A 15,569-nucleotide genomic window follows, 5' to 3' on the forward strand; every position below is an offset into this window, starting at 1 on the left:
GGCGGTGAAGTGCACGAACCGGGAGGGGAAGTCGTAGGAGGCGACCCGCACTCCCACCAGCGCGCACGCGCCGGCCGCCGCGGCCAGCGCCAGCGCCGGGGTGCCGATGTCCTGGCCGCTGGCGAGCGCGCCCACCCCGCAGGCGGCGGCCAGCCCCAGCGGCGCGGTCAGCGCCGCCGGCCCCGGCAGCGCCCGCAGCAGGGTGGCGGCCGCCACCGCGCCGGCGCCCACCGCCACCGCGGCGCCGGACACCTCGACGGCGGCCAGCAGCGCGCCGGCCAGCACCGTCAGCAGCGTCGAGGCCGAGGTCGCGGTCAACGAGTCGAGCCGCTCGTCGCCGCTGCCCCGGTGCCGCAGCTGGAGGACCACCACCAGCAGGAACCACACCCCGAGCACGCCGAGCAGCGCGCCCGGCGCGTTCCCCTCGTCCACCACCAGCACGGCCGCGTCCGCCGCCAGCCCGCCGACGAAGGCCAGCAGGATGCCCTGCCGGGCCGGCCACATCCCGTTCAGCCGGAACCAGCCGGCCGCCGTCACCGCCTGGAGCAGCACCACGGCGGGCAGCGCGGCGAGCTGCCCCACCGGGGCGGTGGCCGCCAGCAGCCCGCAGAGCGCGGCGGTCAGCAGTGCCGGCTGCCAGCCGGGGTCGATGATCGGCGAGCGCGCCCGGTGCCTGGCCCGGCCCGCCGGCCGGCCGCCGTGCGCCTCGGGACTCACCCGACCGGCCCCGGCCTCGGGCCGGCTCACGCGGCGCCCCCCGCGAACGGCGGGAGCACCTCGACGGTGCCGCCCTCGGTCAGCGGCACCGTGGTGTGGTCGCGCGCGCCGACCTGCCCGCCGTCCACCAGGAAGGCGCAGCGGGCCAGCACCCGGCCGAACTCGGCGCGGTCGGCGTGCCGGCGCCCGGCCGCCGCCAGCGCCTCGGCCAGGGTGGCCGCCTCGTATGGTTCCTCCGCCGTGCCGGCCGCCGCCTTGGCCGCCGCCCAGTACCGGATCGTGCCGCTCGCCATCGTCTCCGCTCTCCGCCTGCCGCCCGCCGGAGCCGTGTCCCGGCGGAGGGTTTGTGGTGCCGCCCCATGATGGCGCAGCCGCCCGCCCGGCACGCCCTGACCCACCCCGGGGGCCCGCCCGACGCCGGGAAACCGCCCCGCGGGCAGGTCGTAACAGCGGCGAAACGTGGGGGAAACCGGGAGGAAGCCAGCGGGCGAACAGTGTGACTCACGCCCCTGCGCAGCCCGTTTTGTTTCGGCTATGCTGCTGAACGAGCAGGACCCGGGCAGCGACGCCATAACGGGTCCTTTCGCGCTTTCTGGGCAGTGCCGCTCGACCGTCCACGTGCCAGGACTGAGGAAGGAACGCCCCCGAGATGAGTTCCCTGCTACTGCTTACCAACGCGCTGCAGCCGTCCTCCCAGGTACTTCCGGCGCTCGAACTGCTCCTGCACAACGTCCGGGTGGCCCCCGCCGAGGGCCCCGCGCTGGTGGACGCCCCCAGCTCCGACGTGATCCTCATCGACGGCCGCAAGGACCTGCCGCAGGTCCGCTCCCTCTGCCAGCTGCTCCGCTCGACCGGCCCCGGCTGCCCGCTGCTGCTGATCGTCACCGAGGGCGGGCTGGCCGCCGTCACCGCCGACTGGGGCGTGGACGACGTGGTGCTGGACACCGCGGGGCCGGCCGAGGTCGAGGCCCGGCTGCGGCTGGCCACCGGCCGGCAGCAGCTGACGGCCGACGACAGCCCGATGGAGATCCGCAACGGCGACCTCTCGGTCGACGAGGCCACCTACAGCGCCAAGCTGCGCGGCCGGGTCCTCGACCTCACCTTCAAGGAGTTCGAGCTGCTCAAGTACCTGGCGCAGCACCCGGGTCGGGTCTTCACCAGGGCGCAGCTGCTCCAGGAGGTCTGGGGCTACGACTACTTCGGCGGCACCCGCACGGTGGACGTGCACGTCCGGCGGCTGCGGGCCAAGCTCGGCCCGGAGCACGAGTCGCTGATCGGCACGGTGCGCAACGTCGGTTACCGCTTCGTGGTGCCGGAGAAGGAGAAGAACGCCGAGCAGGAGCAGGCCAGGGCGATCACCCGGGAGGCCGAGAAGGTCGTCAAGGAGGCCGCCGCGCGCCGCCGTTGAGGCCGCCGCCGGCCCGCCGGCGGCGCCACGGTCCGTGAAACGGCCGATACCTGGGAGTAACTCCGGGCAACCGCCCCTTGGTATGCGACATTCGTATCCCAAGGGGCGGTTGCGCGCGTAGACTCCTCCCGTGGCCAAGGTGACGAGGGACGATGTCGCACGACTGGCGGGGACGTCCACCGCCGTGGTCAGTTATGTCATCAACAACGGCCCGCGCCCGGTGGCCGCGGCCACCCGCGAGCGCGTCCTCGCCGCGATCAAGGAGTTGGGGTACCGCCCCGACCGGGTCGCCCAGGCGATGGCCTCCCAACGCACCGACCTGATCGGGCTGATCGTGCCCGACGCCCGGCAGCCGTTCTTCGCCGAGATGGCGCACGCCGTCGAGCAGGCCGCCGCCGAGCGCGGGAAGATGGTCCTGGTGGGGAACTCGGACTACCTGGACGAGCGCGAGGTCCACTACCTGCGGGCCTTCCTGGGGATGCGGGTGTCGGGCCTGATCCTGATCAGTCAGGGCCCCAGCGAGCACGCGGCGACCGAGATCGACGCCTGGGACGCCCGGGTGGTGCTGCTGCACCGCCGGCCGGAGGCGATCGACGACGTGTCCGTGGTGCTGGACGACATCGGCGGCGCCGAGCGGCTCACCCGCCACCTGCTGGACCACGGCTACCCGTACGTCGCCTGTCTCGGCGGGGTGGACTCCACGCCGGAGCTGGGCGACCCGGTCACCGACCACGTGATCGGCTGGCGGCAGGCGATGGAGCGGGCGGGCCTCGACACCGAGGGCCGGCTCTTCAAGGCCCCCTACAACCGCTACGACGCCTACCGCATCGCGCTGGAGCTGCTGGCCGGCCCCGGCCGGCCGCCGGCCCTGGTCTGCGCCACCGACGACCAGGCGATCGGCGTGCTGCGCGCCGCCCGGGAGCTGCGCATCGACGTGCCGGGGGAGTTGGCGGTCGCCGGCTTCGACGACGTGAAGGAGGCGGCGCTCACCGACCCGCCGCTGACCACCGTCGGCTCCGACCGGGAGGCCATGGCGCGGGCGGCGGTCGATCTGGCGATCGGTGAGCCGGCGTCCGGCTCCGGCCCGGCGTCGGACCGGATCCGGCAGTTCCCGGTGACGCTGCGGCTGCGCGCCTCCTGCGGCTGCCCGACACCGAGCTGATCCGCTCCGCGCTGACGCAACCGCGCTGGCCTGGTGGTCTGAACTGATCGGACCCGTGCGGCCCGACCCGTGCTGGCCTGGCCTGAGTCGACCTGATCCGAGGTGGCGCGGCCTGAGTTGACCTGGCCCGTGCTGGCCCACCTCGAGCTGATCCGACCCGCCGCGCTGTTCCGGTTGGAGTTGGCCCGCCCCGAGCTGACTCAACCCGAGCTGGCCCAACCGGCGCTGGCCGGCTCCGGGCTACCCCCGCCCCGGGCTGGCGCCAGCGGCGGCGCCCCGTCGCCGTCCGGTCAGCAGCAGCGCTCGGCCGCGTCGCCGCCGCCACGGCGGGGCGGGCGGCCCGGCAGGTCGGTCTGGAGCAGCCGGCGCGGGCCGGCGCCCTCCCGGGCGCAGACGTCGTACGGGTTGGCCAGCATGCAGCTCTCCAGGGAGAGGCAGCCGCAGCCGATGCACTCGGTGAGATCGTCGCGCAGCCGCACCAACTGGCCGATGCGGGCGTCCAGATCGGCCCGCCAGGAGGCCGACACCTCGGCCCAGTCGGCCGGCGTCGGGGTGCGACCCTCCGGCAGCCGGCCGAGCGCCGCACGGATCGCGTCCAGCGGGATGCCGACGTTCTGCGAGACCCGGATGAACGCCACCCGGCGCAGCGTCTCGCGGTGGTAGCGGCGCTGGTTGCCGGTGGTGCGGCGGCTGCTGATCAGTCCGCGCTCCTCGTAGAAGCGCAGCGCCGAGGTCGCCACCCCGCTGCGTTCCGCGAGTTGGCCGATGGTGAGTTCCCTGGTGATCCGCGGGGCGCCGCCCGTCTCGGTGGCCATGGCCCCATGGTAATCCGGACGTCGCGGGCGCCCCGGGGCGATCGGGTAGCGTAGGTCAATGGCGCGCTGGAGGAGGGGAGTTGCGGATGGGGCGACTGGTTGCCATCAGTGACCTCCACGTTCGGTACTCGGAGAACCGGGACATCGTGGAGCGGCTGCGGCCCGAGGCGGATGACGACTGGCTGCTGGTGGCCGGCGACATCGGCGAGGTGATGTCGGACATCGAGTGGGCGCTGCGGCTGCTCAGCGAGCGGTTCGCCAAGGTGATCTGGGTGCCGGGCAACCACGAGCTGTGGACGCCCAAGGAGGACCCGGTCCAGCTGACCGGGGAGGCCCGCTACCAGCACCTGGTCGCGTTCTGCCGGCGGTTGGGCGTGGTCACCCCGGAGGACCCGTACCCGGTCTGGGAGGGCGAGGGCGGGCCCGCCGTCATCGTGCCGCTCTTCGTGCACTACGACTACAGCTTCCGGCCGGCCGGCACGCACACCAAGGCGCAGGCCATGGCGGTCGCCGAGGCGGCCGGGGTGATCTGCACCGACGAGTACATGATCACGCCGTCCCCGCACCCGGACTCCGAGACCTGGTGCCGGGACCGGCTGGCGCGCACCGAGGCGCGGCTCGCCGCCGAGCTGCCGCCCGGGCTGCCCACCGTGCTGGTCAACCACTACCCGCTGGTCCGGGAGCCGACGCGGGTGCTGCGCTACCCGGAGTTCGCGCTCTGGTGCGGCACCGAGCGCACCGCCGACTGGCCGACCAGGTACCGCGCGGCCTGCGTGGTCTACGGCCACCTGCACATCCCCCGGCTCATCTGGCACGAGGGTGTCCCGCACCAGGAGGTCTCGTTGGGCTACCCGAGGGAGTGGAAGCCGCGCGCCGCGACGCCGGGCCGGCTGGTCCCGATCCTGCCCGGGGTGGTGGCGGCGCGATGATCGATGAGCTGCTGCCCGCGCCGCTCGCCGCGGTCGAGTCGTTCGGCGACCCGGCCGAGCCGCCGCCGCTCTTCCCCGAGGAGGAGGCGGTGATCGCCCGCGCGGTGGACGTCCGCCGCCGGGAGTTCACCACCGTCCGGCACTGCGCCCGGCGGGCCCTCGCCGAGCTGGGCGGGCCACGGGTGCCGCTGCTGCCCGGCGAACGGGGCGCCCCCGGCTGGCCCGCTGGCTTCCTCGGCAGCATGACGCACTGCCGCGGCTACCGGGCCGCCGTGGTCGGCCGGGTGGGCGAGGTGACCGGCGTCGGGATAGACGCCGAGCCGAACGAACCACTGCGGGACGCCGGGGTGTTGAAGATGATCGCCCTGCCCGAGGAGCGGGCGATGCTCGCCGGGCTGGCCGCCAGCCACCCCTCGGTCGCCTGGGAGCGGCTGCTCTTCAGCGCCAAGGAGAGCGTCTACAAGGTGTGGTACCCGCTGATGGCCAAGTGGCTGGACTTCGAGGAGGCCAGGCTGACCATCGACCCGGAGCGCGGCACCTTCCACGCCGAGCTGCTGGTGCCGGGGCCGGTGGTCGACGGGGTCAAGATCCAGAGCTTCGACGGCCGTTGGTTGGCCGACCGGGGGCTGGTCGTCACCGCGATTTCACTCTTTCCTGGTTTGCCCGATTGATTACCTCGCTAGCCTGCCTCCGATGGGTTGCCGATCGGGGGAGTCCAAATGCGAGCGAATCGGAATCGGAGACGCGGCCTGGCCTGGGCCACGCTGACCGCGACGGCGCTGGCGGCGCTGACCGCCTGCGGGTCGGAGGCGGGCCCGGGCGCCGGCGCGGACGCCTCGGGCGAGCCGGTGCGGCCGGCGCTGCACGGCGAGTTGGAGGGGATCTGGCTGGCCGGCGAGGGGGAGACCGCCGCGATCCTCACCATCAACGCCGGGCTGGTCTACTACACCCAGAGCCAGACCGGCGAGGGTGACACCTGTGAGGGCACCATCGACAAGGGCCTGATCCAGCTGTCCAGTTGCGAGCACAACGGCGGCGAGACCTTCAGCCAGCGCAGCGCCCACGTGCTGCTCCAGGGCGACGACCTGCGGGTCACCTGGGTCTCCGGCGAGCAGCAGACCTACACCCCGATGCTGGACGAGACCGCCGGCCACTGACCCCGCCGGGCGCCGAGCCCCGTTGTGCGGGGTGGTGTCGCCGGCCGGACAGCGGAACGGCCGCGCCGCCCGGGCGGGGTGCCCGGACGGCGCGGCCGTGGTCCTGCGTGCGGCGCGGGGTCACTCGATGACGGTGATCCGGTCCGCGGTCGGCGGGTCGAGCGGGGCGTCCGCCGAGGAGTTGGCGGTCAGGTAGTCGGCGAGCACCGCCATGTCGTCGTTGCCGACCACCGGGTTGGCGCCCTCGCCGAGGGTGGGGAAGCCGTCCCCGCCGCCGGCCAGGAAGGAGTTGACCGCGACCCGGTAGGTGGCCGAGAGGTCCAGCGGCTCGCCGTTGACCGTCACCGAGTCCGCGACGATCCGGTCGGCCCCCGTCGCGGTCAGGTCCAGCGTGTAGGAGAAGCCGTCGGACGGCTGGAGGATCTTCGGCGTCGCCTCGTTCTCGCCGGTGACCTGTTCGGTCAGCACCGCGAGCAGCTGCTCGCCGGTGTAGTCGAGCAGGTTCACGGTGTTGGAGAACGGCTGCACGGTGAAGCCCTCGCCGTAGGTGACCACGCCGTCGCCCTCGTCGCCCGAGGCCGCGTAGGTCAGGTCGGCGCGTACTCCGCCCGCGTTCATCAGCGCCAGGTCGGCCGACTCGTCCAGCGCACGGGCGTGGGCCAGCTGGGCGTCGGCGATCAGGTCGCCGGCCGGGAACTCGTGGGTGCCGGCGTCCCGGCCCGGGATGTCGCCGCTGATCCAGCCGATCGGCGCGTTGGCCACCGGGGCGGCCAACTCGCGCCAGAAGTCGAGCAGTTCGGTCAGCTCGGTGGCCGGCTCCCGGTCCCGGTCCACCACCACGTTGCTGCCGGTCACCGAGGTCCGAACGATGTCCTGGGCCCGCCGGTCGTAGGACATCGAAAGCTCGGTGAACAGCCGCCCGTTGGAGGCCGCCGAGGTCACCAGCCGGTCGTTGCCGTCGGGGTCGGGCACGGTGCACACGTACGGCTCGTGGGTGTGGCCGGTGATCAGCGCGTCGACGCCGGCGTGGGTCCGCTCGGCGATCTCCACGATGGGGCCGGAGAGGCCGCCGCCGGCCGCGTCGCAGTCGTGGTTGTACGCCTCGCTGGCCGGGTAGCCGCCCTCGTGGACCAGCGCGATCACGGCGTTCACCCCGCGCCGCTCCAGCACCTCGGTGTAGTGGTTGATCGTCTCCACCTCGTCCAGGAACTCCAGGCCCTCGATGCCCTCCTGGGTGACGATGTCGGCGGTGCCCTCCAGCGTCACGCCGATGAAGCCGACCTTGACGCCCCGCAGGTTCTGCACCGTGTAGGGCGCCAGGATCGGCCGCCCGGTGTCCTCGTCCACCACGTTGGCAGCGAGGTAGGGGAAGTCGGCGCCGGCGAACTCGCGGCCCTCGACGTAGCAGCCGTCCTCCGGGTGGCAGCCGCCCTCCTGGAGCCGGACCAACTCGGCGTAGCCCTCGTCGAACTCGTGGTTGCCGACGCCGGCCACGTCCATGCCCAGCTCGTTGAGCGCCTCGATGGTGGGCTCGTCGTGGAACAGCCCCGACAACAGCGGGGTGGCGCCCACCAGGTCGCCGGCCGCGACGGTGACCGAGCGCCGTTCGCCCTCCCGCGCCTCGGCGAGCGCGCCGGCCAGGTACTCGACGCCACCGGCCTCGATCACCTCGGTGCTGCCGTCCTCGTGCTCGTGCAGCAGCTCACCGTTCGAGCCGGTGGGCGGCTCCAGGGCGCCGTGCAGGTCGTTGAGGGCCAGTACCTGGAGGTCCACGGTCCGCCCGTGCCCGTGGCCCGGTTGGCCGCCGTGCTCGTCGGGGGCGGCCTGGGCGGCGGGTGGGGCCAGCGCCAGCGCCCCGGCGGCGGCCAGCACCAGCCCGCTGGCGGCCAGTCGGTGTCTGTGACGTAGATGCATAACTCGGCGTCCCTCTCGGCGAGTGGGGGGCGGGATCAGCCGCACCCTAGCTGTTACGCGCGTAGCGCGTCAGCGGCCCGCGTGTAACAAGGAAGTGAAAGGAAAACCGCGCCCCGAGGCATAGAGTCGCTGGCATGACTGAGGTCGTGGTGCTAGACGAGGTGTCCGGGAAGGAACTGGCCCTGGTGGAGGGGCTGATCGAGGCGGCGGCCCGGGAGGACGGGCAGCCCGCGGTCTCCGAGCAGGGCCGGCTGCTGCTCCGCGGCGGTCCCCGGGCCGGAGTCCGCCACCTGCTGCTGCGTGACGGCGAACGCCTGTTGGGCTACGCCCAGTTGGACGGTACCGACGCGGTGGAGCCGCCGTCCGCCGAGCTGCTGGTCGATCCGGCGCACCGGGGCCGCCGGCTGGGCATGGTGCTGGGCCGGGCCCTGTTGGCCGAGTCAGGACACCGGCTCCGGCTGTGGGCGCACGGCGCGCATCCGCCCGCGCGCCGGCTCGCGCGCCGTCTCGGGCTCACCGAGTTCCGTGAACTCCGCCAGCTGCGCCGCCCGTTGACCGATCTCGACCTGCCCGACCCGGAGTTGCCCGCCGGGGTGACGGTGCGCGCCTTCGAGCCGGGCCGGGACGACGCGGCCTGGCTGGCGCTCAACGCGGCGGCCTTCGCGCACCACCCGGAGCAGGGCTCGCTCACCCAGCGGGACCTGGACGCGCGGCGCGCCGAGCCCTGGTTCGACCCGGCGGGCTTCTTCCTCGCCGAGCGGGACGCCACGTTGCTGGGCTTCCACTGGACCAAGGTGCACGCCGCCGAGGGTCTGGGCGAGGTCTATGTGCTCGGTGTGGCCCCCGAGGCCCAGGGGCTCGGCCTGGGCCGGGCACTGACCACCATCGGGCTGCGCCACCTGGCCGTGGACCGGGGGCTGCCCACCGCGATGCTCTACGTGGACGCGGACAACGCGGCCGCCGTCCGGGTCTACGAGTCGCTCGGCTTCGCCACCCACGAGACCGACCTGATGTACCGCACCGAGACCTGACGGCCCCGGCCCGACCAGGCGGACGGTCGCGCGCGGCGCCTTGAGCGCCGGCGCGCGCTCGGGCGCGCCCGTCCCGGCGCGCGGCTGTCGGCGCGATCCGTTCTGGCTGGTAGGTGGGGGGTGGACGGCGGGCGGGGTACTGTCCAAAACATGAGCGTTGGTGGTAAACGCGAGGGGAACCTCCCGGAGGCGGACCGGCGGAGCCTGGCGCGCGCCGTGCTGCGGAACGGCTGGTCGATGCGCCGGGCGGCGGCCGAGTACGGCGTCTCGCCCCGCACGGTCAAGCGCTGGGCCGACCACTACCGCGAGGAGCTGACCGGCGTACCCGCCCGTGCTTCCACCGGTAACCTGGGCGTCATGTCTCGTTCGCCCGGATGGCGGGAGAATGGCGATATGACCTCACCAGCGCAGCCCGGGCGCACCGCCGTGGACGACGAGCCGGCGGCCGGCGCGGCGAGCCCCCGGTCCCAGGACCCGCTGCCGCGCGAGTCGCCGGAGCCGGCGGCGCCGGAGCGGCCGACGGCGCGCGGGCGGTCCCGCGCCCCGCGTTCCCGGCCGGCGGACCGCTCCGAGCAGCCGGCGCGGACGGGGCAGCCGGCCAAGTCCCGGAAGGCGCCCCGGGCGGCGACGGCCGAGCCGCCGGCGAAGTCAGCGCAGCCGGCGAAGTCAACGAAGCCCGAGAAGCCGGCGAAGCCCGAGAAACCGGAGCAGGCGAAGGCGGCGAAGCCGCGGAAGGCCGCCGCCCGCCAGCGGCCGACGGAGCTGACGGCCGAGGCCGAGCACGCGGCGCAGGCGGAGCGGGCCCGCGCGGCCGGCCGGGCCCGGATGGCGCGTGGCCACGCCGAGCGCCGTGCCGCCGCCCGGTCCGAGCCGTCCGACCAGCCCGCCCCGGCTGACCCGTCCGATCCGTTCGCCCGGTCCGCCCCGGCTGACCCGTCCGACCCGTCCGACCGTCGGGCCGAGCCGGCCGCGTTGGGCAGCCGGAGCGAGCTGCCCGAGGTGCCGCAGCTCGGCGAGTTGGGCGAGCTGGCCGACGGGGAGTCCCCGGCGGTGCTGGACGCCGAGCAGGCCGGGCGGGACGCCGCGCAGGAGGTCGCCCACGAGGAGGACGGGCTGGCCCCGCTTCCGCAGGACCGTTTCCTCGACCGCGAGCGCAGCTGGCTGGCGTTCAACGAACGCGTCCTCGAACTGGCCGAGGACGAGAACACCCCGCTGCTGGAGCGGGCCAACTTCCTGTCCATCTTCGCCAGCAACCTCGACGAGTTCTTCATGGTCCGGGTCGCCGGCCTCAAGCGCCGGATCGCCACCGGCGTGGCGATCCGCTCGCTCACCGGCCGGCCGCCCCGCGAGGTGCTGGAGGACATCTGGAGCCTGGCCAGGGAGCTGCTGGCCCGCCAGGCCACCTGCTACCAGCAGGTGGTCAACCCGCTCCTCGCCGAGCAGGGCATCCACCTGCTGCGCTGGCCGGATCTCGCCGAGCACGAGCAGACCGCGCTGTTCTCGCTCTTCCGCAAGCGCATCTTCCCGGTCCTGACCCCGCTGGCGGTCGACCCGGCGCACCCGTTCCCCTACATATCCGGGCTCTCCCTCAACCTCGCCGTGGTGGTCCGCAACCCGGCCACCGGCCACCGGCACTTCGCCCGCGTCAAGGTCCCACCGCTACTCTCCCGCTTCCTGGAGGTCTCGCCGCAGCGCTTCGTGCCGGTCGAGGACGTGATCGCCGCCCATCTGGAGGAGCTGTTCCCCGGCATGGAGGTGCTCGCCCAGCACGTCTTCCGGGTCACCCGCAACGAGGACCTGGAGGTCGAGGAGGACGACGCGGAGAACCTCCTCCAGGCGCTGGAGAAGGAGCTGCTGCGCCGCCGCTTCGGGCCGCCGGTCCGGCTGGAGGTCGAGGAGTCCATCGACCCCGAGGTCCTCGACCTGCTGGTCCGCGAGCTGAAGATCCGCCGCGAGGAGGTCATAGCGGTGCCGGGCCCGCTGGACCTGACCGGCCTCGGCTCGATCGCCGCGCTGGACCGGCCGGAGTTGAAGTACCCCAAGTTCGTCGCCGGCACCCACCGCGACCTCGCCGAGGTGGAGTCCGCCTCGCCGCCCGACGTGTTCGCCGCGCTGCGCTCCCGCGACGTGCTGCTGCACCACCCCTACGACTCGTTCTCCACCTCCGTCCAGGCCTTCCTGGAACAGGCGGCGGCCGACCCCGACGTGCTGGCGATCAAGCAGACGCTCTACCGCACCTCGGGCGACTCGCCGATCGTGGACGCGCTGATCGACGCCGCCGAGTCGGGCAAGCAGGTGCTGGTGCTGGTCGAGATCAAGGCCAGGTTCGACGAGAGCGCCAACATCAAGTGGGCCCGCAAGCTGGAGCAGGCCGGCTGCCACGTGGTCTACGGCCTGGTCGGCCTGAAGACCCACTGCAAGCTCTCCCTGGTGGTCCGCCAGGAGGGCGAGGAGCTGCGCCGCTACGCCCACGTCGGCACGGGCAACTACCACCCCAAGACGGCCAGGAGCTACGAGGACCTCGGCCTGCTCACCGCCGACCCGGCGGTCGGCGCCGACCTCTCCGACCTCTTCAACCGGCTCTCCGGCTACTCCCGCCGGGACAACTACCGCCGGCTGCTGGTCGCGCCGCGCTCGCTGCGCGAGGGCCTGGTCTCCCGGATCGGCCGCGAGATCGAGAACCACCGGGCCGGGCGGCCGGCGTGGGTCAGGATCAAGGTCAACTCCATCGTGGACGAGGCGGTGATCGACGCCCTCTACCGCGCCTCGCAGGCCGGCGTCCCGGTCGACGTCTGGGTCCGCGGCATCTGCGCGCTGCGCCCCGGGGTGCCGGGGCTCTCCGAGCACATCAGGGTGCGCAGCGTGCTGGGCCGCTTCCTGGAGCACTCCCGGCTCTACGCGTTCGCCGACGGCGGCGACCCCGAGGTGTGGCTCGGCAGCGCCGACCTGATGCACCGCAACCTGGACCGGCGGATCGAGGTGCTGGTCCGGGTCGCCGACCCGGGACACCGCTCCACCCTGACCAGGCTGCTGGCCACCGGCACCTCGGACCGGACCGAGTCCTGGCACCTGCACTCGGACGGCCACTGGGAGCGGCACGCCACGGACGCCGAGGGGGAGCCGTTGCGGCGGGTGCAGGAGACGTTGATAGAGGCCAGGAGGAAGCGGCGTGGCACGGGAAGCTGAACGGGCCGGAGAGCCGGTGGTGATCCTGGCCGCCGGCTGCGTGCTGTGGCGCGCGGCGGCGGACGGCGGCTTCGAGGTCGCCCTGGTCCACCGACCCAGGTACGACGACTGGTCGCACCCCAAGGGCAAGCTCGACCCCGGGGAGTCGGCCAGCACGGCGGCCCGCCGTGAGGTGCTGGAGGAGACCGGGATGCGCTGCGCGCTGGGCCAGCCGCTGAGCACCCAGCGCTACCCGGCGCCCGGCGGCACCAAGCGGGTCGAGTACTGGCTGGCCCGTGCCCTGGACGGGCGGTTCACCCCGAACGACGAGGTGGACGAGGTCAGGTGGCTGGCCCCCGGACCGGCCGCCGAGGCGCTGACCCACCCGCAGGACGTCGCCCTGCTCGACGAGGCCACCGCGAGCCTGACCGCCGGCGGCCGTCGGAACGCCGGCTGACGCGCCCCCGGTCACCCGCCGGTGGTCCCGCCTGACCGTCGGCCGGCAGGGAGTCCCCCGGCGCGCGGCGCTACCGCAACGCCGACCAGGCGACGGTCACCTCGCCCTGACGCCAGCGGGCGGGGCCGTCGGTCAGCGGCCAGTCGGCCCGGAGCGCGCGCACCGCGTGCAGCCAGCGCTGGCGCGCGCCCAGCGGCGCGTACGGCGCCGCGGACGCCCAGGCGCGGTCGAAGTCGCGCAGGAAGGCGTGCACCGGCTCGCCCGGCACGTTGCGGTGGATCAGCGCCTTGGGCAGCCGCTCCGCCAGCTCGGACGGGGTGCCCAGGGAGCCGAGCCGGGTGGCGAAGGTGACCGTGCGGGGGCCCTCGGGGCCGAGCGCCACCCAGACCTGCCGGCGGCCGATCTCGTCGCAGGTGCCCTCCACCAGCAGCCCGTCCGGCGCCAACCGGGCGCACAGCCGCGCCCACGCGCCGGCCACCCGCTCCTCGTCGTACTGGCGCAGCACGTTCGCCGCCCGGACCAGCACCGGCCGCTCCCCGCCGGGCAGCGGCAGTTCGAAGCCGCCGTGCACGAAGGCCAGCCCCGGCTCCGCCCACGGCCCGGCCGCCGCCACCCGGGCCCGGTCGATCTCCACCCCGGTCACCCGGATGTCGGGCCGCACCCGGCGCAGCCGGCGCAGCAGCTCCACGGCCGTCCACGGCGCGGCCCCGTAGCCCAGGTCCACGGCCAGCGGCCGGTCCGCGCGGCGCAGCGCCGGCCCGTGGGTGGCCGCGATCCAGCGGTCCATCCGCCGCAGCCGGTTGGGATTGGTGGTCCCCCGGGTGACAAACCCCTCCGTCATGCGGGGGAGCGTATCCCCCGCACAATGGGAACAGGAGCAGCCGTCCTCCGGTTGTACCCGGGGTCCGCCCAGCCGTCGCTTGAGGAGCCGTACGTGCCGCACATCCGCCGGGTAGCGATGTTCAGTGTGCACACCTCGCCGCTCCACCAGCCGGGCACCGGGGACGCGGGCGGCATGAACGTCTACATCGTGGAGCTGGCCAGGCAGCTGGCCGCGCTCGGCACCGAGGTGGAGATCTTCACCCGGGCCACCGCCGCCGGCCTCGACCCCTGCGTCGAGCTGGCCCCCGGCGTCCTGGTGCGGCACATCGACGCCGGCCCCTACGAGGGCCTCAGCAAGGAGGAACTGCCGGCCCAGCTCTGCGCGTTCACGCACGGCGTGACCCAGGTCTGGGCGGCCAGGGCGGCCGGCTACTTCGACCTGGTGCACTCCCACTACTGGCTCTCCGGGCACGTCGGCTGGCTGGCCGCCGAGCGCTGGGGGGTGCCGCTGGTGCACGCGATGCACACCATGGCCAAGGTCAAGAACGCGGCGCTGGCCACCGGCGACACCCCCGAGCCGGCGGCCAGGGTGATCGGCGAGACGCAGATCGTCCGGGCCGCCGACCGGCTGATCGCCAACACCGCCGAGGAGGCCGAGGCGCTGGTCACGCACTACGACGCCGACCCGCGGCGGACCGCCGTGGTGCACCCGGGCGTCAACCTCGACGTCTTCCGGCCCGGCGACGGGCGGCGCGCCGCCCGGCAGCGGCTGGGCCTGCCGGCGGACGCGGCGGTGCTGCTCTTCGCCGGCCGCATCCAGCCGCTGAAGGGCCCGGACATCCTGCTGCACGCCGTCCGCGAGCTGGTGGACGCCGAGCCCGCGCTCCGCGAGCGGCTGGTGGTGCCGGTCGTCGGCGGGCCCAGCGGCACCGGCCTCGCCCGGCCGGAGCGGCTCCAGAAGCTGGCCGTCCGGCTCGGCATCGCCGACCTGGTCTGGTTCCGCCCGCCGATGGCCCAGCAGCGGCTGGCCGACTGGTACCGGGCGGCCAGCGTGCTGGTGATGCCCTCCTACAGCGAGTCGTTCGGCCTGGTGGCGGCGGAGGCACAGGCCTGTGGCACCCCGGTGGTCGCGGCCGCGGTCGGTGGGCTGCCGGTGGTCGTCAGGGAGGGCGAGACCGGCCGCCTGGTGGACGGGCACGACCCGGCCGACTTCGCCGCCGCGCTGCGCCCGTTCTGTCACCAGCCGGCGCTCGTCGAGCGGTTGGGCGCGGCGGCGCGGCGGCACGCCGCCGGCTTCGGCTGGGCGGCCACCGCCCGGGACACCCTGGAGGTCTACCGGGCGGCCGTCCCCGGCTGTGCCGTCACCGGGTCGGGCCTACGATCTGCCCATGGCTGACGCTTCCACCCCCGCGCCCCCGCCCGCCGAGTCCGCCCAGCGGCGCTGTGCCCGGGTGATCGAGGCGGCGCTGCGGGAGGCGGAGGCCACCTGGGAGGCCCCCGAGCCGGGCCACTACGTGGTCTCGCTGCCCGGCACCCGCAAGCTCTCCACCACCTGTTCGCTGGTGGTCGGCCGGCACGCGCTCTCCGTCAACGCCTTCGTGGTGCGCCGCCCCGACGAGAACCACGAGGCGGTCCACCGCTGGCTGCTGGAGCGCAACACCCGCCTCTACGGGGTGGCCTACGCCGTCGACCGGCTCGGCGACATCTACCTGACCGGCCGGCTGCCGCTGGCCGCGATCACCGCCGACGAGGTCGACCGGCTGCTCGGGGTGGTCCTGGAGAACGCCGACGGGTCCTTCAACACCCTGCTGGAGCTGGGCTTCGCCGGCGCCATCCGCCGGGAGTACGCCTGGCGGGTGGCGCGGGGCGAGTCCACCGCGAACCTGGCCGCGTTCCGCCAGCTGACCAGGCCCTCGGCCACCGAGCCGAGCGAGCGGGACTGACCCGGCCGTCCACGGACCGGGCCGGCGGGCGACCGCCCCACCGGCCTCG

At 74.4% G+C, this 15,569-nt stretch carries 15 protein-coding genes and 1 pseudogene; 11 read left to right on the forward strand and 5 right to left on the reverse strand.

All coding sequences use genetic code 11. From position 1 onward, the window contains the following. Positions 1-747: hypothetical protein (locus RM844_RS14750; protein WP_311667635.1), on the reverse strand; the 747-nt coding region annotated here is incomplete at its 3' end. Beyond that, positions 744-1,010, reverse strand: a complete 267-nt coding sequence (locus RM844_RS14755) for a MoaD/ThiS family protein (protein WP_311667636.1) — start codon at positions 1,008-1,010, stop codon at positions 744-746. The genes RM844_RS14750 and RM844_RS14755, both read right to left, overlap by 4 nt. A 356-nt stretch (positions 1,011-1,366) precedes the next feature. On the opposite strand from RM844_RS14755, the gene RM844_RS14760 reads away from it, so the two are divergent. Continuing rightward, a complete protein-coding gene (locus RM844_RS14760) occupies positions 1,367-2,125 on the forward strand; it encodes a winged helix-turn-helix transcriptional regulator (RefSeq protein WP_311667637.1) in 759 nt (252 codons plus the stop codon). A gap of 130 nt (positions 2,126-2,255) precedes the next feature. Then, a complete protein-coding gene (locus RM844_RS14765) occupies positions 2,256-3,287 on the forward strand; it encodes a LacI family DNA-binding transcriptional regulator (RefSeq protein WP_311667638.1) in 1,032 nt (343 codons plus the stop codon). A gap of 290 nt (positions 3,288-3,577) precedes the next feature. Here the strand turns inward: RM844_RS14765 and soxR are convergent, their stop codons facing one another. Further along, positions 3,578-4,102, reverse strand: coding sequence for a redox-sensitive transcriptional activator SoxR (gene soxR / locus RM844_RS14770; RefSeq protein WP_311667639.1), 525 nt, complete (start codon positions 4,100-4,102; stop codon positions 3,578-3,580). Positions 4,103-4,188: 86 nt separating this feature from the next. Between soxR and RM844_RS14775 the strand changes: the two genes are divergently transcribed. The 3 genes from RM844_RS14775 to RM844_RS14785 are packed head-to-tail and all read left to right on the forward strand — an operon-like array spanning position 4,189 to position 6,188. Further along, positions 4,189-5,031 (forward strand): metallophosphoesterase family protein, encoded by an 843-nt coding sequence (locus RM844_RS14775; protein WP_311667640.1) that lies wholly within the window; start codon positions 4,189-4,191, stop codon positions 5,029-5,031. Further along, on the forward strand, positions 5,028-5,702 hold the full coding sequence (locus tag RM844_RS14780) for a 4'-phosphopantetheinyl transferase family protein (protein ID WP_311667641.1): 675 nt from the start codon (positions 5,028-5,030) through the stop codon (positions 5,700-5,702). The genes RM844_RS14775 and RM844_RS14780 overlap by 4 nt, the downstream gene beginning before the upstream one ends. Before the next feature lie 48 nt (positions 5,703-5,750). Then, on the forward strand, positions 5,751-6,188 hold the full coding sequence (locus RM844_RS14785; protein WP_311667642.1) for a hypothetical protein: 438 nt from the start codon (positions 5,751-5,753) through the stop codon (positions 6,186-6,188). 120 nt (positions 6,189-6,308) lie between these two features. On the opposite strand, the gene RM844_RS14790 is transcribed toward RM844_RS14785, so the two are convergent. Beyond that, positions 6,309-8,102 carry a bifunctional metallophosphatase/5'-nucleotidase gene (locus tag RM844_RS14790; RefSeq protein WP_311667643.1) on the reverse strand — a complete coding sequence of 598 codons (1,794 nt, stop codon included), beginning with the start codon at positions 8,100-8,102 and terminating at the stop codon, positions 6,309-6,311. A 134-nt stretch (positions 8,103-8,236) separates the two neighbouring features. On the opposite strand from RM844_RS14790, the gene mshD reads away from it, so the two are divergent. From mshD to RM844_RS14810, 4 genes and pseudogenes are all read left to right on the forward strand, one after another. Beyond that, complete coding sequence (gene mshD / locus RM844_RS14795) at positions 8,237-9,133, forward strand: mycothiol synthase (protein ID WP_311667644.1); 897 nt, start codon at positions 8,237-8,239, stop codon at positions 9,131-9,133. Between the two features lie 150 nt (positions 9,134-9,283). Further along, positions 9,284-9,433: pseudogene (locus RM844_RS14800) on the forward strand (helix-turn-helix domain-containing protein); the annotation flags it as partial. A gap of 672 nt (positions 9,434-10,105) precedes the next feature. Next, on the forward strand, positions 10,106-12,319 hold the full coding sequence (locus RM844_RS14805; RefSeq protein WP_449657326.1) for an RNA degradosome polyphosphate kinase: 2,214 nt from the start codon (positions 10,106-10,108) through the stop codon (positions 12,317-12,319). Next, positions 12,303-12,755 (forward strand): NUDIX hydrolase, encoded by a 453-nt coding sequence (locus RM844_RS14810; RefSeq protein ID WP_311667645.1) that lies wholly within the window; start codon positions 12,303-12,305, stop codon positions 12,753-12,755. The genes RM844_RS14805 and RM844_RS14810 overlap by 17 nt, the downstream gene beginning before the upstream one ends. A 70-nt stretch (positions 12,756-12,825) precedes the next feature. Here the strand turns inward: RM844_RS14810 and RM844_RS14815 are convergent, their stop codons facing one another. After that, positions 12,826-13,596: a class I SAM-dependent methyltransferase gene (locus tag RM844_RS14815; RefSeq protein WP_311667646.1), complete on the reverse strand. Its 771-nt coding sequence runs from the start codon at positions 13,594-13,596 to the stop codon at positions 12,826-12,828. 24 nt (positions 13,597-13,620) lie between these two features. Here RM844_RS14815 and mshA point away from each other — a divergent pair, with 24 nt between their 5' ends. Both mshA and RM844_RS14825 read left to right on the forward strand, forming a co-directional pair. Further along, positions 13,621-14,973: a D-inositol-3-phosphate glycosyltransferase gene (gene mshA, locus RM844_RS14820; protein WP_311667647.1), complete on the forward strand. Its 1,353-nt coding sequence runs from the start codon at positions 13,621-13,623 to the stop codon at positions 14,971-14,973. After that, a complete protein-coding gene (locus RM844_RS14825; protein WP_311667648.1) occupies positions 14,966-15,520 on the forward strand; it encodes a type III secretion system chaperone family protein in 555 nt (184 codons plus the stop codon). Before mshA ends, RM844_RS14825 begins: the two co-directional genes overlap by 8 nt. The last annotated feature ends 49 nt before the right edge of the window (positions 15,521-15,569 follow it).

Origin of the sequence: Streptomyces chisholmiae (assembly GCF_031845445.1) — a bacterium.
GTDB classification, from domain to species: domain Bacteria; phylum Actinomycetota; class Actinomycetes; order Streptomycetales; family Streptomycetaceae; genus Streptomyces; species Streptomyces chisholmiae.